Source organism: Nostoc sp., from assembly GCF_036917815.1.
Taxonomy (GTDB): Bacteria; Cyanobacteriota; Cyanobacteriia; order Cyanobacteriales; family Nostocaceae; genus Nostoc.
Map to the genome: position 1 here is coordinate 103,569 of NZ_JBALEK010000010.1, position 22,201 is coordinate 125,769.

General features: G+C 42.5%; 20 protein-coding genes. 8 read left to right on the forward strand and 12 right to left on the reverse strand.

From position 1 onward, the window contains the following. The first annotated feature begins 291 nt into the window (after window positions 1-291). From V7K97_RS03345 to rnhA, 4 genes are all read left to right on the forward strand, one after another. Entirely contained in the window at window positions 292-1,035 is a 744-nt protein-coding gene (locus V7K97_RS03345; RefSeq protein ID WP_334799276.1) for a M50 family metallopeptidase, read from the forward strand. Next, complete coding sequence (locus V7K97_RS03350; protein ID WP_334799277.1) at window positions 1,035-1,220, forward strand: hypothetical protein; 186 nt, start codon at window positions 1,035-1,037, stop codon at window positions 1,218-1,220. The genes V7K97_RS03345 and V7K97_RS03350 overlap by 1 nt, the downstream gene beginning before the upstream one ends. A gap of 2 nt (window positions 1,221-1,222) precedes the next feature. After that, window positions 1,223-1,477: a hypothetical protein gene (locus V7K97_RS03355; RefSeq protein WP_334799278.1), complete on the forward strand. Its 255-nt coding sequence runs from the start codon at window positions 1,223-1,225 to the stop codon at window positions 1,475-1,477. A gap of 162 nt (window positions 1,478-1,639) precedes the next feature. Then, window positions 1,640-2,548 (forward strand): ribonuclease HI, encoded by a 909-nt coding sequence (rnhA, locus tag V7K97_RS03360; RefSeq protein WP_334799279.1) that lies wholly within the window; start codon window positions 1,640-1,642, stop codon window positions 2,546-2,548. A gap of 117 nt (window positions 2,549-2,665) precedes the next feature. Here the strand turns inward: rnhA and cruG are convergent, their stop codons facing one another. Both cruG and cruF read right to left on the reverse strand, forming a co-directional pair. After that, window positions 2,666-3,850 carry a 2'-O-glycosyltransferase CruG gene (gene cruG / locus V7K97_RS03365; protein WP_334799304.1) on the reverse strand — a complete coding sequence of 395 codons (1,185 nt, stop codon included), beginning with the start codon at window positions 3,848-3,850 and terminating at the stop codon, window positions 2,666-2,668. Window positions 3,851-4,010: 160 nt separating this feature from the next. Then, entirely contained in the window at window positions 4,011-4,919 is a 909-nt protein-coding gene (gene cruF, locus V7K97_RS03370) for a gamma-carotene 1'-hydroxylase CruF (protein WP_334799280.1), read from the reverse strand. A 398-nt stretch (window positions 4,920-5,317) separates the two neighbouring features. Between cruF and V7K97_RS03375 the strand changes: the two genes are divergently transcribed. After that, window positions 5,318-5,767 carry a hypothetical protein gene (locus V7K97_RS03375; protein WP_334799281.1) on the forward strand — a complete coding sequence of 150 codons (450 nt, stop codon included), beginning with the start codon at window positions 5,318-5,320 and terminating at the stop codon, window positions 5,765-5,767. 142 nt (window positions 5,768-5,909) lie between these two features. Here the strand turns inward: V7K97_RS03375 and V7K97_RS03380 are convergent, their stop codons facing one another. The 9 genes from V7K97_RS03380 to V7K97_RS03420 all read right to left on the reverse strand — a co-directional run bounded on the left by V7K97_RS03380 (window position 5,910) and on the right by V7K97_RS03420 (window position 15,104). After that, entirely contained in the window at window positions 5,910-6,683 is a 774-nt protein-coding gene (locus V7K97_RS03380; RefSeq protein WP_334799282.1) for an MlaE family ABC transporter permease, read from the reverse strand. Between the two features lie 560 nt (window positions 6,684-7,243). Continuing rightward, window positions 7,244-7,390 carry a hypothetical protein gene (locus V7K97_RS03385; protein ID WP_334799283.1) on the reverse strand — a complete coding sequence of 49 codons (147 nt, stop codon included), beginning with the start codon at window positions 7,388-7,390 and terminating at the stop codon, window positions 7,244-7,246. Window positions 7,391-7,946: 556 nt separating this feature from the next. Further along, window positions 7,947-8,711 carry a TVP38/TMEM64 family protein gene (locus tag V7K97_RS03390; RefSeq protein ID WP_334799284.1) on the reverse strand — a complete coding sequence of 255 codons (765 nt, stop codon included), beginning with the start codon at window positions 8,709-8,711 and terminating at the stop codon, window positions 7,947-7,949. A 33-nt stretch (window positions 8,712-8,744) separates the two neighbouring features. Next, on the reverse strand, window positions 8,745-9,449 hold the full coding sequence (locus tag V7K97_RS03395) for a TIGR04283 family arsenosugar biosynthesis glycosyltransferase (RefSeq protein WP_334799285.1): 705 nt from the start codon (window positions 9,447-9,449) through the stop codon (window positions 8,745-8,747). Next, window positions 9,446-9,745: a CU044_2847 family protein gene (locus V7K97_RS03400; RefSeq protein WP_334799286.1), complete on the reverse strand. Its 300-nt coding sequence runs from the start codon at window positions 9,743-9,745 to the stop codon at window positions 9,446-9,448. Before V7K97_RS03400 ends, V7K97_RS03395 begins: the two co-directional genes overlap by 4 nt. 8 nt (window positions 9,746-9,753) lie before the next feature. Continuing rightward, entirely contained in the window at window positions 9,754-10,032 is a 279-nt protein-coding gene (locus V7K97_RS03405; RefSeq protein WP_334799287.1) for a hypothetical protein, read from the reverse strand. A gap of 43 nt (window positions 10,033-10,075) precedes the next feature. Next, window positions 10,076-10,312: a hypothetical protein gene (locus V7K97_RS03410; RefSeq protein ID WP_334799288.1), complete on the reverse strand. Its 237-nt coding sequence runs from the start codon at window positions 10,310-10,312 to the stop codon at window positions 10,076-10,078. A 266-nt stretch (window positions 10,313-10,578) separates the two neighbouring features. Beyond that, window positions 10,579-11,301, reverse strand: coding sequence for a cyclase family protein (locus tag V7K97_RS03415; protein ID WP_334799289.1), 723 nt, complete (start codon window positions 11,299-11,301; stop codon window positions 10,579-10,581). 437 nt (window positions 11,302-11,738) lie between these two features. Beyond that, the gene (locus V7K97_RS03420) at window positions 11,739-15,104 is read right to left on the reverse strand and encodes a PAS domain-containing protein (protein WP_334799290.1); all 3,366 of its coding nucleotides are present in this window, start codon (window positions 15,102-15,104) and stop codon (window positions 11,739-11,741) included. A gap of 866 nt (window positions 15,105-15,970) precedes the next feature. Here V7K97_RS03420 and V7K97_RS03425 point away from each other — a divergent pair. Continuing rightward, complete coding sequence (locus V7K97_RS03425) at window positions 15,971-18,514, forward strand: proteasome protein (protein WP_334799291.1); 2,544 nt, start codon at window positions 15,971-15,973, stop codon at window positions 18,512-18,514. Between the two features lie 272 nt (window positions 18,515-18,786). Here the strand turns inward: V7K97_RS03425 and V7K97_RS03430 are convergent, their stop codons facing one another. Further along, the gene (locus tag V7K97_RS03430) at window positions 18,787-19,899 is read right to left on the reverse strand and encodes a ferrochelatase (RefSeq protein ID WP_334799292.1); all 1,113 of its coding nucleotides are present in this window, start codon (window positions 19,897-19,899) and stop codon (window positions 18,787-18,789) included. Between the two features lie 605 nt (window positions 19,900-20,504). Here V7K97_RS03430 and V7K97_RS03435 point away from each other — a divergent pair. Continuing rightward, complete coding sequence (locus V7K97_RS03435; RefSeq protein WP_334799293.1) at window positions 20,505-20,915, forward strand: hypothetical protein; 411 nt, start codon at window positions 20,505-20,507, stop codon at window positions 20,913-20,915. Window positions 20,916-21,430: 515 nt separating this feature from the next. Continuing rightward, window positions 21,431-22,051: a hypothetical protein gene (locus V7K97_RS03440; protein ID WP_334799294.1), complete on the forward strand. Its 621-nt coding sequence runs from the start codon at window positions 21,431-21,433 to the stop codon at window positions 22,049-22,051. The last annotated feature ends 150 nt before the right edge of the window (window positions 22,052-22,201 follow it).

Below are 22,201 nucleotides of genomic sequence, written 5' to 3' on the forward strand. Positions count from 1 at the left end.
GAGATGTCAAACTTACAGAAATTTTATTTTATATCACGTCCGGGTAATTAGTTATGAGGGAGCATCCCAAATGTACAAAAACCTTGATAGCCCTCATCCCCTAACCCCTTCTCCCAAAGATGGGAGAAGGGGAACTAGAATTATGTCTCCCCTCTCCCATCTTTGGGAGAGGGGCTGGGGGTGAGGGAAAAGATTTAAGCTCTCATTGGGATGCTCCCAGTTATGATTCCCGTAGTCATTGCCCCCCACACGCCAGTCATCTAAAATCTAAAATCCAAAATTGAGCGATCTATGAGGGAACCAAATAAAAATTTTGAAACCTTGCTCACCAAAGAAGCTCCGCCAGTTGTTGAACGTATGGGGCTAACCTGGCTAGTTGCAGCTGCGATCGCAACTGCTTTACTGTGGCAATTACCAGGAGGTGATTATATCTTATACCCATTCACGATCCTGGCAACCTGGTTTCATGAAATGGGTCACGGCTTAATGGCACTCCTATTAGGGGGACAGTTTCAGAAATTAGAGATTTTTAGCAATGGTTCCGGTGTCGCAACTTATGGCATCCAGTCGTCATTAGGGCCAATTGTCCCAGCAATCATCGCCGCAGCCGGGCCAATGGGGCCGCCTCTTGCCGGTGCAGCTTTGATTCTGGCTTCCCGCAGTTTTACAGCAGCAACCCTCTGTTTAAAAATATTAGGGAGTTTTTTGCTATTTTCCACATTAATTTGGGTACGTTCCTGGTTTGGATTAGTGGCAATTCCCTTACTGGGTTTAATCATCTTGGGTATCACCCTGAAAGCACCTCGCTGGGCGCAAGGGCTTGTCATTCAATTTTTGGGTGTACAAGCTTGTGTAAGTACGTACCATCAACTTGATTATCTATTTAGTACTTCTGCTGGTTCCCTTGGACTCTCTGATACAGCGCAAATGCAGAGGTATTTGCTTTTACCTTACTGGTTTTGGGGCGGATTAATGGCGATCGCATCTCTGGTGATTTTAGTCCAAAGTCTCCGCCTTGCCTATCGTTCGGAGTGATGAGTAAGAAGCACCATCAAAAGGCGATTGAATCTTTAGCTAAAAGAATTACTGAACATCAAGAAAAGATTAGACTGGAATCAGAGAAAAGTTTTCCTGACGAAGGTTTAATTAAGCATTGGGAAAAAGAGATTCGTGCTTTTGACAAGGCAATCCAACAAGCGCGTAAAAGATTGGGACAATAAATATGCAGATTAGCCATCGCCCTCTTGCAGTTACCAATTCAACCCTCAGTACCTTGATTGATGAATTAGGTACAGAGTGCCTGAAAGTACAAGCTTTAGTTAACCAGTTACAGTTAACTAGTTTAACTGCTAACCAACAAGCTGAAATTCTAGCAGAACTCCTAGCTGCTGCGGTTCATCTGCATAATCATTGTAACGAAGATTTTCAGACGCTAATTAGTGAGGAAATGGAAAATTTGCCTGATGACGAGGATTAAAGAAGAATTCGGAAGTCAGAATTCAGGAGTGGAGCCGGAGACGCTCCGCCTGCGTTCAGAATCAAGAGCGTTTATCAGTATAATAGCCTGGATATTGTTAAAAAAATCGCTGCTAATAACTCTTTCCTTAGTTAGCGTCCTTCTCGGTTCCATACCCTAACCATGTCCACTCAACCCACAATTCAAAGCATATACACCGATGGTGCTTGCACTGGTAATCCTGGCCCTGGCGGTTGGGGTGTAGTCGTCTACTTCAGCGATGGCTCAATCCATGAAATGGGCGATGCATCCCCTCATACCACTAATAATAAAATGGAAATGCAAGCTGCGATCGCCGCCTTAGAATTTCTGCAAACATCTCAACAAACCCAAGCCATCACCCTTCATACCGATAGCGAATACCTGATTAACTGCGTTACCAAATGGGTGAAAGGCTGGAAAAAGAAAGGCTGGAAAAAGTCAGATGGTAAACCCGTCCAAAACCAAGACCTTTTAGAAATCTTGGATGAACTCAATACCCAACAGGTAAAATGGCAACACGTCCGAGGACATTCTGGTAACATAGGTAACGAACGTTGTGATGTGATCGCTCGCACATATAGCAGTGGCAAAACCCCTTCCCTACAACAATTATCTCCTAGAGATTTTTACAAATCTTTACCTTCCCCAAATGAAGTAAATGTAGCAAAAGTAACTGATTATGAAAAAAACTCTCGAATAATTAACCAAAGTCCGCAAAAAATCAGTACTTCTGCACTAGAAATAACCGTTATGGAACCATCAACTGGGCCAACTGCGGCCGCAACCGATGAAAAACCCCCAGAAATGAGGGTTTTGCAACTCCGCAGCTTGGTCGAAACTCTACGTATCGCTGACGAAATTTCTGAACAAGGCTACTTAATCACCAGTTCTGAATTAGCAGACTTGATGGATGTTCACGCCAGCGCTGTTACCAGTCGGGGAGATCAATGGCGCTGGCGAAACTGGATAGTGTCACGGGTACGCCGTGAAGGAAATCAAATTCTTTGGGAACTGGAACGCGGGGATCAAGTAGGAGGGGAAGAGGAGTAGGGAGGAGGAAGTGGGGAGTGGGGAGATGAGGGAGCAGGGAAGAATAACTATTGCCCCATGCCCCATGCCCAATGCCCAATGCCCAATGCCCAATGCCCCATGCCCCATGCCCCCCCCTTATATATACTTGCGTCCTCGCCACTCGCGCGGGGTGTGGAACGCAGATAAGAAGATTCTCAGCACGGCTAAGGGATCAGCCAAAGGGGAAAGCCAGAATAACCAGCTGCCTTTAGCACTTGTGCGATCGTAGGAAGGTGCGATCGCAATCAGCATAGCAAAGCGAATCACCAGCAGAAATAAATTCAGTCCCAGCAACAGCAGTGGGGGAGTAGGCGAGTCTGATAGTGGGGGAGAAACCAACAAAAAAGTGAAGACAATTAAAAGGGGTAAACCCTGAACAGACGTGAGTAGCCATAAATCTCCCCACAACTGAGAACGAGAAGTTGCATCTTTGAGATCGAGACTCCGCCCCCATTCCTTCCACGTCTCCATCGCCCCTTCATACATCCTTACCTTCAACACCTTTGCACCGTCTAAAAAGCCAACCTTATACCCTTGAATAGCAATATTCCGAGCCAAGGTGACATCATCACAAAAAGAACTCCTTGCACTGCTATAACCACCCACAGCAGCTAAAACAGAGCGACGACACAAAAAACACTGCCCATTTGCCATCACCCGTTCTGGCTGATCTGTATTGATCCCGGCTGGGTCAAATCGGTAAAGTAGAGTCATCAACAAAGCCGGTTGTAGCCAGCATTCCCCAGGATATTTGAGAATGAATTGGGGTGAAAGGGAAACAAGATCATAACCTTGTGCTTCAGCCGTCTTTACCAAACCAGCAACTAAACCAGGATGTGGTTCGATATCAGCATCCAGCCCCAGAAACCACTGACTAGCCTCTGAGCTATAGAGAAAACCGTTATGCAACGCCCAAGGACGTCCCACCCAACCAGGGGGTAAGGGATCATCTGTCATCAGACGAAAGCGCGGATCTTTCTGCTGTGAGGCTTTTATCAAGTCGGGGGTGCCATCACTGGACTTGCTATCTACAACCATAATTTCTCGAACTTCATAGCTTTGCTGACTTAAACCAGCCAACAGAGGGCTAATGCGAAGCGCCTCGTTCAGTGTGGGAACGACGACGCTAACCTTACCTAAAAGATCCGGTGTCGGCTGTTGGGGTTCTATTGGCGGATGCCGTCTTGGCCCCTTTAACAGGCGTGAAAACAGAATCGCTGTTGCTGGTACTTGGATAAGTAGCAATAAAAGAGAGATGGCGCTTTCTACAATCAAAGTCATTGGGAATGGGGCATTGGGCACTTGTACTGAGCGTTCGCGTAGCGTCTCCAAGAGTTGCCGTTGGCGCAGCCTCTCCAAGAGTTGTATTGGGAATGGGGCATTGGGCATTGGGTGGGTTATTCTCCTAGTCTCCCCAGTCCCCAATCCCCAGTCCCCAATACTATTTCAAGGCAACTTCAACCTTTGCTACTGATACTTCTTTGCTTACTGGTTCAACAGTAACTTGAGCAGGTGTGGTTGAACTCCTTAACCACAGCGCCACAGCCGGAGTCACACCTAGCAATAAGCCGAGCAACACAGGGACAGAGAACCCAGCAGCCAAGCTGAGTCCGGCGGCGAATGCAAAATTAGTTAAATAAACGACTAAGGGCAGATTAAGTTGCGATCGCTCTAATTTAATCGAGGTATTTCTCCACAATAATCCTGCCACACTCATAAACAGAGCGCTAGTACCAAACCAACCTGCATAGTTTTGGTAAGGTGTCCCAAAGAAAGCTCCTGGTTGTTCCCAATACCAGAAGGGCAGAGAAGTTTGGCTCATCGCTGGTTCAAGGGCAAAGTCCCAGCAAGTGAAGAGCAAAGCACCAACGGCTATCGCCGCAATATGGCGACCCCAACTGGGTTTTTGAGCCACTTTCAAACCAGTTCTAGCAATTAAGTAAGACGACAGCCCAACATAAAACCAAGATAAAGGAATTGTGAAAGGAACTAACCCCCCAATCTTATAACCCAAGCCACTCAAGTAACTATAATCACCAAATGGAAAACCTGTGCTAGTTCCCAGTAATTCACTCCCCAAAGAAATAAACATAGCCGGTAGCATAAATGCTAGCCAAGTCCTTAATCCCAACGTCCGGTAGGCATAGATAGAGACAGCTACTGTCCCCAAGATGATATCAACTACACCGCCGCCAGCCAGACTTAACTGTATGGCGGTTTCTCCAACCTGCGATAAGTTTAAAATTATTTCCGAATTAGGTACGACCAGTAGCATCCCTACCAGTCCAAAGGCTTTTGACACGATATGACCAATGAGGCATACGCGTTCAGCAATAACAAGTTGTCTCATGATAATTCCTTAACAAGATGTGACACGCGGCTACTCGGCTGCTAATAGTTTACAAATGTTTAACAACACATTTAACTACTTTGTACCGCAATTCTCGACAAACTTGTTTGGCTGACTTGGGAACAGCATAACAGCCTATTGATTGAAGCTATAAGAAATATGATGATAGACTTACTACTTTAAGCGATATAGTCAGAATCTGCATAATTTCATCTGCAAGAGCTTCTGGTTTTTTGTCTCATTGATACCCACATCGTGAAAAACTCCTTTTATACTGAGATATCGTTGAGAGAGGACAACCATCATCAACTGAGCAAACCCTCAAGCAAAATCAAGTCTTTAGTCACTACACTTAGTTATGGAATAAAACCTTGACCCTGTACTAGGAATACCAACCCATGTCAATTTTGAAAAGAGTTCCTTGGGTGTCCCTGGCGCTAGTACTGCTTAGTTACAGTACTTTGGGCTGGGTAATATCTGAAACACACGCTCCTGAGTTTGTGTGGCTGGCAACTGTAATTGCTATCTTGCTTTTAATCGTAACGTTGACCGCCCCTTGGCCAAAGATGACATATTACTACAGTATTTTGCTTAAATCAAATACTAGGACTTTCGGCGTTGCCGTCTTAGCAGCTTTCTTATTCTTTCTCATGATTGCCTGGTTTCAGGTATTTCTTGATACCTTACTCATCATTTCAGCGACTATATTAGTTAGGATAGACTTTCAAAGAGCAGGTCTTAGGGAAGGGCTAGCTTTTTCCACTGCGTCTATCTTTTCATTGGGAGGTTTAGCTTTGGGTGCGCTAACCTATAAGTTAATATATTCTCAAATTCCGCTAACTTTATGAAGTATACCCAAAAAAGCTAGCGATGCCTGGGTTGGGCTACGCCAACGCTTCACAACCAATATTGCTTACCCACAACTTCCTTTTTAGCTCAAATTCTCAACTTATTAAAAAAGTCGGGAATTTTGTTCTTCAATACTTGGGTTTAAAATGCAGGCTGTTCAAACAGCAGTAGAGAGAGGAAAAAATCCATGATAAAAATTGACACCCAACTAGTAACAACTGCTTTTGTTGCAGATTCTCCTACTTCCTTTGCTCCCCCTCTAGTAGTTAAACCCCAACTACAGCCAATGACAGCAACCAGCACTCCAAAAATAAACCCTTTTAGCAAAATAATAAACAAATCTGACGGTTCTAAAAAATCTCTGATTGATTCTAAAAATGTTTCAGGAATAATTTGGTAAAACTGGGAGGCGGCAAAAATTCCACCGATGATGCCCGTAACTAAAGCCAAAATCGTCATCAAAGGCACCATCAAGCAACAAGCAATTACTCTAGGAAGTACTAAATAATCAATTGGATCAGTTTTGAGCATATAAAGTGCATCAATTTGTTCGGTGACTCGCATTGCACCTATTTCTGCTGCAAAAGCAGAACCAACTTGTCCCGCCATAACACTAGCGGTCAAAATTGGAGCCAATTCTCGACAAAAAGCTAAGGCAAAAGCACCTCCCACAGCATTGACAGCCCCAAATCGGACTAATTCCCTCGCCGTTTGAATAGTAAAAATCATTCCGGCGAAACCGCTCACAAGGAGAACTGGAAAGATAGAACCTGGTCCAGCCGTCACTAGATGTTGCAGAATCTTGCGATAGTAAGTTTTTCCTTGGAGTAAATGCAGCCACACTTGACCAAAGAGCAGTACTGCTGCAAAACAGCGTACAATCCAAGATTGCTCAAAATTTGTTTTTGGTTGCAATTTTATCGTCCTTGAGACTGACTTTTTTGCACATATTGTGATATCAATTCTCCAAAATAAGACTACAGATACAAATGGTGGAAACCCAGCCAGATGTAATCTGACTTTCTCAATTACGTAGACGCACAAAGGGGGCTTCCCGCAGGATATTACGAATTGGTATTAGGGTATGGTACATGAACAGACGCACTAGTACCGCTTCGCAAAATTCAAAATTCAAAATTCAAAATTCAAAATGTCTATGCCGTAAGCTTTTCGCCTATTCTGAATGGTAACTTTATTTCCGGCATGGCGCACTAGATATTTACCCGCAGGTCTTTGGGCATATTTCAACTCATGATATGCAGCTTTTTTAATTTTTCTCGGCGGTAAAGACGCGCCAGATAATGAAGATGGTGAAACCTAGATAGGCTAATACTGTTAGCCATTCTTGCCAGCTACTAAATGCATTGTTCATCAGCAAAAGCCAGAAAATTAATATTTATCAATCCTACAGGCTGATGCTACCAGTCGGTTGGTGTATTTTCAGAGACAAAGGAAGGCTAGTCAAAAATTATTAGCTAATTTTCCGGAATTGATCGCAACTGGGTAGTAGTACATATCAGAGCATCGATATTATACTGAACCTCTATACCTAACCTTCGGGGAATATAGCCCCATTGTTTCCGCTCGAAAGCCCGGTCTTCAAGACCGGGTTTTTGATTCATTACACATTCAGCAGCGTCCCTAGTACAAGAAGGCAAAAGTAAAAAGGCAAAAGTAAAAAGAAAGAATGCTTATTTTGTAGGCTTTCTGGCTATTTAAAATGGTTGCTTTATTTCCGCCGTGTTGTACTAGTAAAAATAAGTTGCGTAACTTGGCATAAGAGAAAGATCGGTTCCCATAAATCCTATGCTTTTAGATCAAAAGATGAAACTATTAATTTCACATTTATAGCATTTCCCAAGCTAGTAAGGTACACCCGTAGGGGCACGGCACTGCCGTGCCCATACACCTTGCGATATAATGTTGTACCTCATCTGAATGGGAACAGCTATAAAGGTTTAGACCAGCACTGTTATGATATAGACGTTAATAATGTAAATTGGAAAGCAACAGGCGGTAATATTAACTCGCATGCTACTTTGTCTATAGATGATAAATGCACTAACATTACTATTACTGCCACTGCTGAAACAATTAATAGCTTTGCTCATGTTAGTGTAGTTAAAGTACCAAAGCTCACCAGGCAATTCAACGCCCTGCAAATCCATCTGTCCTACCCTACAATTCCTCTTCTAAAGCTTTGCGTGCAATCTGGGTGACATAAACTGTAACGATGACTGTCGCAAACAAACCCAATATGCGAATTGCCCATTGTAAAGTAGGGTTGGTAAGTTGAGTCTCAGTGCCAATCATGGCAAGATTACCTGCAAGGGAACCAAGATAAACATACATGATGGTTCCAGGAATCATGCCCACAGAGCCGATAAAGTAATCTTTGAGCGAAACTCCTGTGATGCCAAAGGCATAGTTCAATAAATTGAAAGGAAATATGGGAGATAGTCGCGTTAACAGCACAATTTTTAATCCTTCTCTTCCAACCACTTGGTCAATGGCGGCAAATTTTTTGTTATCGGCGATTTTATGAGCAATCCAGTCCCTTGCTAAATAACGTCCGACCAGGAAAGCAGTTGTAGCGCCAAGGGTTGCACCAATGAACACGTACAAAGAACCCCAAATTGCACCAAAAATCACACCACCTCCCAAAGTGAGAATAGAAGCTGGGAAAAAAGCAACGGTAGCGATAATATAAAGAGCAATAAAAGCTATGGCTCCCACCGCACCCAGCTTATCAATCCAGTGCAAAGCGTCCGGTAAAATTGCTTGGGGATTGAAAGAATTTGGATTTGCAGATTCTTGTGCCAAAGCCAGGTCTGTGTTTAATGAGAAAGCAAAGCTAAGTACTAGTAATATTAATACAATAAATCTAAAAAACTTCCGTAAGTCTCCACGATTAAATCGATTTATGATAAATTGCTTGTTCATAACTTCGACGGATAAGAGAAATTTTTAATTTACCTACTTAAATTTTTCTTGGCGATACCAGCTACGAATTCGCTCAGGTGAAACGCCGAGTAAATAAGCAATAATTACTATTTGATTAAGTAGCGTAGTTTTGAATACTCCTTTTTGCAACCATCTACGGGCTGAGGTGACAACTGGTGTGGGGATAATTACAATGCGTCCAAGGCGTTTTAAACGACGGATGAATTCAAAGTCTTCCATGATGGGCAATTGGGGAAAGCTGCCTATTTGCTCAAATACTTCTTTTGTGACAAAAATTGCTTGGTCGCCATAAGGTATTTGGTAAAAATGCGATCGCATTTTCACTCCCCACTCTACCCATCGTAAACTCAAAAGTGACGCATCAATCCGCAAGTTAAATGCACCAGCCACAGTCCCAGGTTGTTGTAGTGCTGTGCGAATCATGTCATCAAACCCAGTTGGCAAACGAGTATCTGCATGGAGAAACAGCAAAATATCACCGCTAGCAGCTACAGCACCCGCGTTCATTTGCACAGCACGACCCGGAGATGATGAGATAACTTTGACATTTAAAGACTGAGCGATCGCTACAGTATGATCACTAGAGCCACTATCTACTACAATCACTTCTATATTTATACTGCCTTGAGTAGTAGCAATGGCTTCTTTGATATTCCCCGCTTCATTAATAGCCGGAATAATAATAGAAATTTTGCCAGCACCAATATTCTGACTCATAATTGCGGAGTTTTCTTTTCCGGTTGGTCAGAAAATGAACACTCTACCGTTATCTTAAGATTGCTTTCAGCCGTGCCTTTAGTCATGTAAGGTATACCTGCTTCACCGCCAACTTTGATGCCAAATTCTAGAGTGACTTTATCAATATTAGCAACAGGGATTTTCTTAAAAGCATTGAGTGAATAAACAGTGTAAGCCCGAATTGTACCTTCAATTGCTTGGAAATTTTGCACTATTTGTTTTTGTGCAGCATCAGCATCCCATCCCTTATCAATTGACCGCTTAAAATGTCTCAACGCACCAGCTACCGATGGTGAAGCGATCGCTCAAATCTTACAACAATATGGTGAAGTAAGACAACAAATTGTAATTTTGGATTGCTGCTATAGCGGAGAGGTGCTAAATTTCGCAGAGGCAGATCCAGGCGATCGCAGCAAACAAAAACTAACCCGGAAGCAGCTTTTGCGAACCCGGAAGCAGCTTTTGCGAACCCGGAAGTAGCTTTTGCGAACCCGGAAGTAACTTTTGCGAACCCGGAAGTAACTTTTGCGAACCCGGAAGTAACTTTTGCGAACTCTTGCATATAATCTGAGAAAATGGCATCAAAGAGCGATGCCTGCTGCGGGCTACGCCAACGCCTGACTCATACCTTGTTCAGTCAAGTAGGAAAATTCCAGCCCCATCAAATCTAATAGTTTAAGAAATACATCAGGCTCCATTTCCATCATTTCTGCGGCTTTTTTCAAACTAATAACTCTCGAAAATAACTCCCCGATCGCAAACAAAAATGTTTCTTTTTGCTCAATATTATTAAATAATGGAATTTCTGAGGCAACACTTCTTAATTCTTCCTTACTAGTCATAGGTATTTCAAGCTACCGACTGAATATCTTCTAGATGATCCCAAACTTCTGCAAGCGATGTCTAACGACAAGCGAAATGGGCGGTTAGAAACCGCACGCCAGTTGCTAAAGAGCGGGAACGCTAAGAGGATGTTTGAAAAGTATTGGGCGAATAGCATCGCTACTACACAAAACTTAGTCCACGAAGGTGGACTAATACAAAATCAAGGATTTTTAACCTGCGGAGGCGGGTTTTGCTTTCTAGGTTATCCCAAATATCGTAAAAATTAAGGCACGAACGCCAACACCCCTACAGGAGAACCAGAACCACCACGTAATCTCAGAACTGCGATCGCTAGAGTAGTACCTTTTGGTGGCAGTTGATCCAAATTTGTCAGATTCTCCAACACAATGCGCGGTTGTTCTAAAACTAGGCGGTTAATCGCAAAACTGTTATCCTGTCCAGGGTCTACACCATGAGTATCAATTCCTACTCCAGCTATTTGCCGTTCATTCAGTAAAAATTGAGTCGCATCGCTGCCAAACCCTGGAAAGTGAGCAATTCCTTGAGCATCATGATTCAGGAATGCACTTTTATCAAACCACTTTTTTTGCCAGCCAGTATGCAGTATAACTACGCAGCCATCAGAAATCTCACCATATTCTTCTTCCCAAGCCAGGATATCAGCAATAGTCAGAGCATAATCAGGATTAACCTCTGTGGCTTGGCAAATATTTATGACCACCGCAGGTACAACCAAAGACTGGGCTGAGTATTGGTCAATTCCCACAGCAGAACTATGAAAACTGTTAGGGGCGTTGATATGGGTAGCGCTATGTTCCCCCAAAGAGAAACGCCGGAGATAATAGCCATCATTATTTAGTTCCGCCACAGTTTCAAATTCTACTGTGGGATCTCCAGACCATTGGGGAATATCTAGGTCAATTACATGACTTAGGTGGATAACGCGTGTGTAGGTGATACTATTTTGACTTTGGGGTTGTATCATCCCAGCCTTGTATTTTTATTTGTACTCAGGGATTTTTTCAAGGGTACGATGCCTGGGTTGGGCGACGCCTAAGCAAACATATTACTACCATTACAACGTTTTTTAATCGATTCAACTCCAACATTGCTACTCCTAATTCTTTATACTAGGAAAAACAATCCCCCCAACCCCTGTAAATTCTAGGTTATTGAGGGGGTTCAAATGTTGCAGCAAAAGGTGGATTGATCTTAGTTAACAACCAATCGGTTAACTTTTAATTAAGTTTAGATCAAGGTTGTGTGATAAGTAGTCAAACAGAATTAATTACACAATGTCATTGGGAAGGTCGCAAAGCGGAATGAAGCAATTCGCTTGCGGCTGGGATTACTTTGCTTCGCTCTCTACGAGACGCTGTTCGCGTTCGCAATGACTGTAAATATTTTTGTCCGACTATTTATCTAAGTTAAGGCTTGCTTTTCTAGTGGAATCACGATGATAAACTCAGCACCTTCTGCCGGTGCTGAAATACACTGGATTTGCCCACCGTGTTTTTTGACAACAATTTGGTAGCTAATTGATAGCCCCATACCCGTGCCTTTACCCACAGGTTTTGTCGTGAAGAAGGGATCAAATAGACGTTTGCGTACTTCCTCAGTCATCCCTGAGCCATTGTCGGCAATGCTAATAATTACACGGTCTTCTTCGATGAAGGTGCGAATGTGAATCTGGGGAAAAGTCATTTTTCTTTGGTCATTTATCCTTTGTTCAGTGTTATTTCCTAATGACATAGGCGCAACTCTTGGAGACGCTACGCGTAGCTTGCTTCCCCGTAGGGGTAGGCCTTCCCGCAGGGTATGACTAATGACAAATGACTCTTCTAAAACATCGATCGCATTTGTCAACAGATTCATAAACACCTGATTCATCTGTCCAGCGTGACACACTACTGGTGGTAGGTTGCCGTAGTCTCGGATTACTTGGATTTCGGGATGTCCTGGTTTGGCTTTCAGGCGATTTTGCAACAGCAGCAAGGTGCTATCCATACCTTCATGAATATCTACTGCCTTCGTACTATCTTCATCAAGGCGAGAAAAATTGCGTAAAGATAGGACAATCTGCCGAATGCGTTCGGCTCCCATCTTCATAGAATCCAGAATTCTGGGCAAATCTTGCTTGAGAAAGTCTAAATCAATGGTGTCAATTTGTTGATCAATCTCTGGTACTGGTGGGTAGTAGTTCTGTTGATAAAGTTCTACTAAGTGCAGCAAATCCTTGGTATATTCACGGATATGGCTAATATTGCCGTAAATAAAATTGACGGGATTATTGATTTCGTGGGCAATACCTGCAACCAATTGTCCTAAACTGGACATTTTTTCAGTTTGAATCAGTTGCGCTTGGGTTTGTTGAAGTTCTAGCAGCGCCGCTTCTAGTTGCTGGGCTTTGTCTTGGGCTATTTGGGCAGCAATGCGACTTTGGGTATAAAGTTTAGCTTGATCAATGGCGATCGCTAGTTGAACTGTAACTGCTTGTAATAATTCTACTTCGTTGTTCAGCCAAGGGCGAAAGCCATTACAATAACCACAGCTAAATGTGCCAATTTCGCCAGATTGGGTGTGTACAGGCAGCGACATCAAGGCAGTAAAACCAAAATCCTGCAAAAACTGTTGTGCTATGGAATCGCCCATAGTCTCAGCATCATCAATGCGGATGATTTCTCCGTTCAAGGTTTTGGCTGCGATTAGTTCAATTTCGGTATTAGTTGCTTCTTTATCGTTAAGCAGACAGGGTAAAAAGGAACTTTTCGCCTCATATACTTTTTCCCAGTATGGTACATCAGTATCTTGTCGATACCAAAAGAAGGCGCAGCGATCGATCTGGAATAAGTTGTAAATCTCCTGCACTGCCGTTTCCACAATGTGATTAAGATCCAAAGAAGCTCTAATCTGATTAGAAAGACGATTAAGTAGTGCTTCTCGCTGGGCGCTTTCTCTGAGTGCAATTTCTGCTTGTTTGCGCTTGATGCCAATGGCAATCTCCTGGGCGGCAAATTCCAGTGCGGTGAAAGTTGATTCTGTCAATGCTTTACGGGCAAACATCGCTATCACCCCTACAGTTTCACCTTCAACAATCAAAGGATAACCAGCGAAGGCAATCATACCCTCTTGCTGTGCCCACTCTTTGTTACCCACGAGGGGATCTGTCTGCACAGAGTTAGTTAGGTGGGGTTTGCCCTCTTCGGCAATCAAACCAATTTTAAATTGACCGACTGGCACACGTTGATGAGGCCCATTAATGTGGGTGTACATCCCCGAACTGACTTGCAACTCCAATACCTTGTCTTCTTTGTTCAGCGTCCAGATGCGAGCAAAAGCTGCATCAATATGTTCAACTAAAGCGTCAGTGCAACGGCGCATCATCTTCTGTAAGCTGTCACTCTGGGCAAGGGCTGCGTCTACATCTGCACGAAAATTTGCTAAACGCGCTCTTTCTGCTAGAGCTTCTTCTGCTTGTTTGCGTTCAGTGGTGTCATAGCAAATAGCAACGAAGTATAAAACATTGCCATTGGCATCTCTAATCGCAGATGAGTTGCTTGTATGCCATCGCCAATTACCATTTTTGTGTTTTAACCGATATTCAATTGCGTCTTGTTTTTTACCTGTTGTCAAAATTCTTTGAAAATAATCGGTACAGATAGATACATCATCAGGATGTATAAGGGGAATAAAGGATTTGCCTTCAATCTCTGCAACCTCATGCCCAAAAAGCTCAGTCCAGTTAGGAGAAACGTAGGAAAATATTCCTTCCAGTGTCAGTGCAAAAATAACGTTATTGGCGTTTTCAACAATGCTGCGAAATTTCGCATCGCCTTCTATTAATGCTGCTTGAATGTTGTCGCGGGTGTGGCGGACAAGAACTATGATTTCCTGATCTGGTAATGGTAATAACCTCGCTTCAAAATTATTGTTATCTTCTGGTAGGGTTAAGGTATATTCAAAACTGACTTCATATTGAGTTTCCAATACTTGAGTTATTGCTTGCTGGAAGCGATCGCCTACAACAGGCGGTAGGCATTCTCGCAAACTCTTACCCTGACAATCTCCTAGTGGAATATACAGACTCTCCATCAATCCTGGCTTGTAATCCAGAATAGTTCCATCAGCATCAAGACGAAAGTACAAATCAGGAAGCACTTGCAAAATCGCGGCAAATTCTGAGGTTTTTTGGCGTAACTGTGCTTCAACTGCTTGGCGTTTTGCAGTTTCAGCTTGCAGTTGCTCTAGTGATTTTTTTCTTGCCGTAATTTTACGTAGGCGGCGAGAATAATTTGTCGATAGTGAGCAGCTTTGTGTTAGGGAAGGCTGGCTTCCCACTATGGTCAGTTCTGTTATATCCACACAATAACCGATGTAACCGACAAAGCTGCCATCTGCTGCAAATCGTGGCGCTGCTGTATCTAAAATCCAACGATATTCACCATCAGCCCGACGCAGGCGATATTGTCTCTGGAAGGAATCATGGGTCGCAAATGCTCCCAGATAGATATCTTCACATCGCTGTCTATCTTCTGGATGGACGTTGTCAGTCCAGATATTGTCTATCTCCTTTTCTCGCGCAGATGCAGACGCAGGTGTTGTTAGATGTTTTCCGGTAAATTCCAGCCAATTGGAATTGAAGTAACAGTAAAGTGCATTGCATCCAGACATCCAAATCATCAGAGGAGTAGTATCCACCTGCTGGCAAAATACTTTTTCATCCTGTTGTATTTCTTCCTCATCAACTATGATTTGGCTAACGTAGCTCTGCACCTTTTTAGAAAACACTTTTGCCTGCCTGCTCTGCCTAAATTATTAAGTTAATAGTCGGAAACTAGTATTTGTTGATACACGGGTATAATCTTCATGCCAACCTATTGTTAATCTTAATACTTTATTTGTTTCGATATATGCAAAGATTACTGCTTTACTGTAAATAGATTGTAAAACTGCTGAAGTTATTCTTTATGACAACTTCGCCCTTTTGATAAATTTTCAACTACCTATCTATTAGGGAAGTTGCTTTATTTTGTCTTTATTAGAATCATCTAAAAATTCATCTTAGCTATGTAATTGCATTATCCGAAAACCTGATTTAGCTTCACGAAAACTATATGATTCACTCTGAGAGGATGTCTGAACAGTTTTTTTATATACACCTAATCCTTGGAGACACATATCTTGCACCTAGCCCTGGCGATTAGAAATCGCGGCTATACAAACTCTTCTCCGCCTACGCGGACTAATGCAAAATCAAGGGACTTCTTGCATAAATCAAAAAAAAGAACCCCACCCCCCAAGCGGGGAGGGGTTGGGGGGTGGGGTGTTAGGGGACTTTTGCAAAAGGTCTAAGGTTTTCAACCCGCGCAGGCGGGTTTTGCCTGTGTAGCCGCGACTTCCAGTCGCCTGGTGCAAGATATCAGGAGATCCCCCTAAATCCCACGATAAATTGAGGGACTTTGAGACTCTTAGGGACTGACAAATAAAAAAATACTCAACTACGAACTTTGACCATTCAAAATACCTCATCCCAAAATTGCAAATAAAATGAGAGAAATGCTAAATGTGATATCAACAAGTTGCAATAATCGCTAGCTAACGCATTTTATATGTTATAAAGCTCACAGAAATTCATGTTAGGCGGAAACTACTTTATGGAACCAGATCAACTAGGCCGTTTTAAGGAGTACGGCGAATTCATCCTCCGAAAGATAGATTCTGTGCCCCAGTACCCTTCTAAACAAGAAGATTGGGTTCCAGCTAGTCTTGATGACTGTCTTTTACGTTTGCGGTCGGCTGCTCAGAAAACTGTAGACCTGGCAACTTCACCTGTAAAAATTGGGGTGATGGGGGAATTCAGTAGTGGGAAAACTTTACTTTTAGGCAGTCTAATTGGATATGCAGATGCTTTGCCAGTGAGTGAAAACCCCACTACAGGTAATGTTACCGCCATACATATCATCCCGCAAGACGACTTTGCAACTACCCAATTAAGTAACTTTACGGTAGAGTATCTTTCTCATGAAGGCGTACATGAGTGTCTACGCTTCATGCTAGGGGAAGCCAATAAACGAACAACAGCAGCTGGACTTCCTCCGATACCAGTATCAAAACTCAACTCTGGGAAAGACATTATTAGCTGGTGTGAAGAAGCATGGAATAGTAGTAACAATTTAGAGTTACGTTATTTACTGCGGGAGTTGGTATTGTTCCTGCGGGCTTATCAAGCTTATGGCGAAGTTATGTGTGGTGGGCACTACCAGATTGATGCCATCACCGCCCGTGAAGGGCTACAGCTAGTCGAACAGCCTATGGCAATCCAAACTCTGAAATTTGAAGATTTACCCCCAGCGCACATCCGATTACCGAGTCCACCCCAGAGGCTACCAACAAAGTTATTGCAAAACAGTTTTCCACTTATTCGCCGCGTAGATATCGATGTGAAAATCTCACGGGAAATTTGGGATTTTGCAGACGCCGCTAAATTTATTCTCATCGATTTTCCGGGATTGGGGGCTGCGAATTCGGGGGCTAGAGATACCTTTTTGTCACTGCGAGAATTGGCAGAAGTACAGACAATTTTGGTATTGCTAAATGGTAAATCTCCAGGGAGCGATCGCGCCAATAAAATCTTCACCATGATGCAGCAGCAGCGACCGGGACAAGACCTGAAAGATTTAATTCTCGTCGGTGTGGGTCGCTTCGATCAACTACCCCTAGATAGCGAAGGTGGCGAAAGAGAACTTGACCAACTGATTGAAGATAGTTCACATTTACAAGAACAAACGGTTTTCCAAAAACTCAAAGTTCTGCAAACTACCGTTGATGGTGCAGAAGCCTTTACAACCCAAAAAGACCGGATCGTTTTACTGTCGCCACTGTTGGGATTGGCTGAATTGGCAAAACGTTCTACGACAGTGAAAGCCGGCTCACCAGAGTTTTTGGCCAACTTAGACTATCCTGATTACTTAGATCGGTCTAAACGGCTACAAGAGAAATGGGAACGCTTAAGTGAACATCTGCTAGAATCTGATTCCCGCAGTTATTTAGGCAAACAGCTAAGTTACTTTGGTCAAGATGGGGGACTTAGTAAGCTGCGGGAATTGATTCAAACTCACGTAGCTACTCATGGTCTGAAGCAACTGCATGAAGATACTAAAAGAGCTGCTGATGTGGTGAGTCAGCAACAAGATCACTTGAAGGATATCATAGATGAAATTCACGAGCAAGGCATCCCCACAGGCGATAGCCCCGCTTTTATCGAATTGCGCTTTGTACTCGAAAGCTTAGATAAAATCTATAGGAATTTTCAAAAAGATTTAGGGAAAGAACCACTCAAAGACAGGCGCGGTTTTGTCGTCAGTGATGTAGTGAAAGACGAACTTACTTTTAGAATCCTCAATTGGAACCAGTGGACTTTACTCTTCAACAAAGCCAACAATGGAGCGATCGCTCTGGCAGAATCTAAAGGTGCAGCTGGGAAATTATTTGATCGGGGAAACCGTGTAAATACTTCCGTTCCAACTAAGAGCGATGATTTTTATCCAGTCTTTGAGAAAACCGTTAAAGAAGTAGAAGATTTTGCCCGCGATCGCATCCAGCAAGCAGTGGTAGATTTGTTGAACCAATTATCAAATCATATCGCCCCAGAACGCGAACAATTAGAGGCATTTTTCCATCCAGAAATGGAACAAGAAATCGAAGAAAAATTTGGTTTTGAAGATGCCGATCTATTTTACAAATTATTGCTAGGATGCGATCCTAATGAATGGAAAGAGGCAATCATCGCTGAAATCAGTAGCAAAGACAAAACTGTTGCTCCCGAAATCATCTTTCCACTAGCACGTCAAGACGATAAACACAACGTTGGTCAAATCTTTGATTGGGCACCAGAAAAAAGCCAAGGCTTACCCAGATCGAGCAATCATCAACTTTTAGTACTGCGACTGCGAGATGAAATTAATGCTAGTGCTAGCCTTCATCTTGTACAGTATGTTAGCGAAGTTAATCAGCAAATTAATTCTGAACTAGAAGGCATTTTGGATCAAATTATTCCTAGTCTGCAAAATCTTTCAAAAAAAGAAACTTTACTGAGATATTTGGCGGCTAGGGAATTGCCATCTGAGATAGAAATTCCTACTTGGTTGCAGATTATTTCCGAAATTTCCGATGTTTCTGACTCAGATGATTTTAAATGAGCTAACTCAGAAAATGAATGATTAAGTTACAAAAAAATCCCACGCTTCAAGGCGTGGGAGTATCAAGGTAATTCGTAGTTGTAATCAGTGCTTGCTTTGTCCCTCTTATAGCGGTTTCCATTCAGATGCGGTACAACATTACATCACAAGGTGTAGGGGCACGGCAGTGCCCTGCCCCTACGGGTGTACCTCACGTAAACGAGAACCGCTATAATTACGAATTACGAATTACGTTAGCGTAGCGGTAGCGAGTATTCGAGCGTCATTACAAATTAATGATGGTGGTGGTGATGATGCCCAGCTAGTTGGGGATTAACTGCCAAAGTTTCCTCTGACAACAACTCTCCAATATGAGCATCAGCCCATTGAGCCACCATTGCCAAAAATTCTGGATGGTCGTTGACACAAGCCATTTGTACGTAGTTTGTACCAGGATGCTGTTTTTCTAAAGCATGGATGATGTGGTGTACATCTAATAAAGTTTCGTGGTTTTCTGTAGCAAAGCCAATTGGCATAAAAATTACCACTTTTGCACCCAATTGAATCAGGTTATTTGCCGCTTGCTCTGCATTTGGCTGTGTCCAATCAATTAGGGGTGTGTCATGGTTGAGCCAACCCACGGAGATTAAAGGATAACGATTAATCAACTTATCCCGAATTAAATCGTACATTGCTTCACTTTCGGCAATCCCAGAAGTAAAGCCTTTAGCTTTGTGGGGACAGCCGTGATTCATTAACACAATGCCGATTTGAGAAGGGAGATAAGCTCCGGCTAACTCAGCAATTTTCTCCTCAACTAGATGAGCCATCAAATCGATGTAAGCTGGTTCGTTGAAGAAAGAAGGAATGTAGCGCTGTGCTTTAACCCAGTGTTCTTCACCATCAGTCAACTCAACCAGAGCATTGTTAACTTGCTCGATCGCAATACCACTAGTAAAGATAGAATCAACAACCAGCAGTGGGTAAATCAGCAGCTTATCGAAGCCTTGGTTTTTGACTTCTGCTAGAACTTGATTGGGTAGAAAAGGGGCGCAGAAGTTGAAAGCCTTGAAAACTTGAACCTTATCACCCCATTTTTCTTGTAAATTCTTCTCAATCCCAGCACGCTGCTGTTCAAAAATGGCGTTGTGTGGGGAAATAAAATCGTGGTGTGTGTGTCCCCACTCGTGGCGGTCAAATAGTGCCAAAAGCTTTGCCAGGGGGGGATAAATCCAGGTTGGTACTGGTGCAAATTTTGCTGTCAGTAGATTTAAAGCCTGTTCGTTATAGTTGGCGAAATCTTCGTAGCTTTCGACTTCGCCGTAGCCCATGAGCAATACGGCTACACGGTCTTTACCTGATAGATGCTCGTGAGTATGTTGTACTTTTTCCGGCGTGGCAACCACAATGAGTTCCTCAATATAAGCAGAGTGCAGAGAGACATGACGTTAGGGAATATAGTGGTTCTCGCTTGGATGCAATAGACTTTGACCTCACTTCCATTCCTCTCTCCTAAGAGGAGAGAGGCTTTGAATCTTGCTCCCCAACGCTAGCAGGGAAGGGGCTGGGGGTTAGGTCTCTATTGGACTCAGCCAAGAAGCACTATAGCTTACGCATATTTCCCTACTTATAACTTATTATCCCATCCAGGGGGATAGGATAGGTGGGAAAATCAAGATAATACATCAAAAGATATACAAAACTTACGTGGGGCATTGGGCATGGAAAATTGAACCAATGCGCCATCTGCTATGTCGCTGGAATAGCGAAAGCGGGTACTAAAAATCAACCATGAAGAAGTTTTTACCTTTTATCTTATGCTTGACCTTAAATATGACTAATGGGGTCAAAACTAACGGGACTTAGACAAAAATTAAGCCCAAACTGGCTTTATAAGCAGCAAATGGGATTTGATTCGCTCAATCGCCTGTTTGACATATTTTTTAATTTACTTATGATTTATTTAAATAATTACGTTGCTTCTTGCTTCTAGATTGACAAAAGGAAACGTATGGTAGAAGATAGCTTATCCAAAATAGAACTACAGTGTTGTTCTTTGATTAAGAGTTTTCTAGCTCATGAAACTTCCGGTGATACTTTCTGCGGGACAATTGCTACCTTGTGGATGAGCCATAGAGATATTCAGGAAAGTATTAAAAAAACTTGGGATGAACCATATGATAAGCAATTAGTTAAGGCACGTCTGCGTGGTGAATTAACAGCTGAAGAATTTGCAAAGCTTTATAGCGAACTTTTGGGTTTGGGCAAAATGACAAAGTTTTCTAAGATGATAAATGATGCACATAGTGTTTGTAGTGTATTCAGTCCATCACCTGAAGACCAATGGGAAATCGATGAGGAACAGCTACAATCAGAAATTCAAATACTTTTTACAAACTATCAACAGACTTGTAACTTGTGACTGAATATATGATAAAGATTCAGTAAAATTGCACCGACTCGTGGAATCGCAATTCCTCTTAGGTTGGGTGGAGCGAAGCAAAACCCAACATTAATATTATTTGCCCCACCTAATTCTCTGACTTTAAATATACTCTCGATGCCGTTGGCAATCGTAAGCGGGTAGAAGAATATTCTGGTCGTACTGTTGATTATACTTACGATTCGCTCAATCGCCTGACTATAGATTTTTCTCATTAATCAGGATTCTGAATCAAACTATTATATAGAGCCACAAAAATAATTAGGAGTAAAATTATAAAAATAATTATACAAATAAACATTTGATTTATTAGATTAATCTAATATTATTTATAATTCAAATTAATATGGTTTTAAAATAGTATTCTTTCGGAAAAGTATATGAAGCGGCTATAATTTACTCAGTAAAAATAAGGTAATATATAAGAATATTACTTGATTTTTGAAAAAGCTCTATACATCTGAAGAGTCAAAAAATCAAAGGTAGTGTTACAGATGAATATAATTATTTGCCCTGGAATCCATGAGCCAGAGTTAACTGAAAGCTTTAGAGTCGGATTGTCAGATTTAGTTTCTCAGAGCGCGATCGCACCCAATTCCGCAAATATACGGATTTATCCGGGTAAAGATGTTTTGGTTTTATCAGCATTTCACATTTTGCAATTTTTGCGCGTTAGCGTAGCTCACCGCAGGTATCCCTTGACCAACTCTCCAGAATCATCAATTATATTCATTAGCTTTAGTGCTGGCGTAGTTGGGGCGATCGGGGCAGCGCATTTGTGGCAACTCTTGGGTGGTTGTGTGAAAGCATTTATTGCTATAGATGGATGGGGAGTACCACTACAGGGGAATTTCCCTATTCATCGGATGAGTCATGATTATTTCACCCATTGGAGTTCATGTTTGTTAGGTAGTGGGCAAAATAACTTTTACGCACAGCCAGCAGTTGATCATTTGTCAATGTGGCGATATCTAACGACAAGCCGCTCTGCGTCTACGCCCCAAACTGTACAAGGCTGCTGGGTAGATTCTTCCATTGAAATTATTCCACCCAAAGGTCGTCTGACAGCAGCTGAATTTTTGCTTATGCTGTTAAAGCATTATGAAGCAAATTAATCCGGACAACAGAATTAAGAGTTAGGAGTTAGAGAGTTAGGAGTTAGAGAGTTAGAAGTTTGGAGTTTGGAGTTAGCATTTATTCTCCCCTCTGCCCAATGCCCAATACAACTCTTGGAGAGGCTGCGCCAACGGCAACTCTTGGAGACG

Coding starts and splice junctions, on each gene's coding strand:
- V7K97_RS03345 (WP_334799276.1), top strand. CDS start 292: ATGAGGGAACCAAATAAAAATTTTGAAACCTTGCTCACCAAAGAAGCT.
- V7K97_RS03350 (WP_334799277.1), top strand. CDS start 1,035: ATGAGTAAGAAGCACCATCAAAAGGCGATTGAATCTTTAGCTAAAAGA.
- V7K97_RS03355 (WP_334799278.1), top strand. CDS start 1,223: ATGCAGATTAGCCATCGCCCTCTTGCAGTTACCAATTCAACCCTCAGT.
- rnhA (WP_334799279.1), top strand. CDS start 1,640: ATGTCCACTCAACCCACAATTCAAAGCATATACACCGATGGTGCTTGC.
- cruG (WP_334799304.1), bottom strand. CDS start 3,850: ATGACTTTGATTGTAGAAAGCGCCATCTCTCTTTTATTGCTACTTATC.
- cruF (WP_334799280.1), bottom strand. CDS start 4,919: ATGAGACAACTTGTTATTGCTGAACGCGTATGCCTCATTGGTCATATC.
- V7K97_RS03375 (WP_334799281.1), top strand. CDS start 5,318: ATGTCAATTTTGAAAAGAGTTCCTTGGGTGTCCCTGGCGCTAGTACTG.
- V7K97_RS03385 (WP_334799283.1), bottom strand. CDS start 7,390: ATGAATCAAAAACCCGGTCTTGAAGACCGGGCTTTCGAGCGGAAACAA.
- V7K97_RS03390 (WP_334799284.1), bottom strand. CDS start 8,711: ATGAACAAGCAATTTATCATAAATCGATTTAATCGTGGAGACTTACGG.
- V7K97_RS03395 (WP_334799285.1), bottom strand. CDS start 9,449: ATGAGTCAGAATATTGGTGCTGGCAAAATTTCTATTATTATTCCGGCT.
- V7K97_RS03405 (WP_334799287.1), bottom strand. CDS start 10,032: ATGCAAGAGTTCGCAAAAGTTACTTCCGGGTTCGCAAAAGTTACTTCC.
- V7K97_RS03410 (WP_334799288.1), bottom strand. CDS start 10,312: ATGACTAGTAAGGAAGAATTAAGAAGTGTTGCCTCAGAAATTCCATTA.
- V7K97_RS03415 (WP_334799289.1), bottom strand. CDS start 11,301: ATGATACAACCCCAAAGTCAAAATAGTATCACCTACACACGCGTTATC.
- V7K97_RS03425 (WP_334799291.1), top strand. CDS start 15,971: ATGGAACCAGATCAACTAGGCCGTTTTAAGGAGTACGGCGAATTCATC.
- V7K97_RS03435 (WP_334799293.1), top strand. CDS start 20,505: ATGGTAGAAGATAGCTTATCCAAAATAGAACTACAGTGTTGTTCTTTG.
- V7K97_RS03440 (WP_334799294.1), top strand. CDS start 21,431: ATGAATATAATTATTTGCCCTGGAATCCATGAGCCAGAGTTAACTGAA.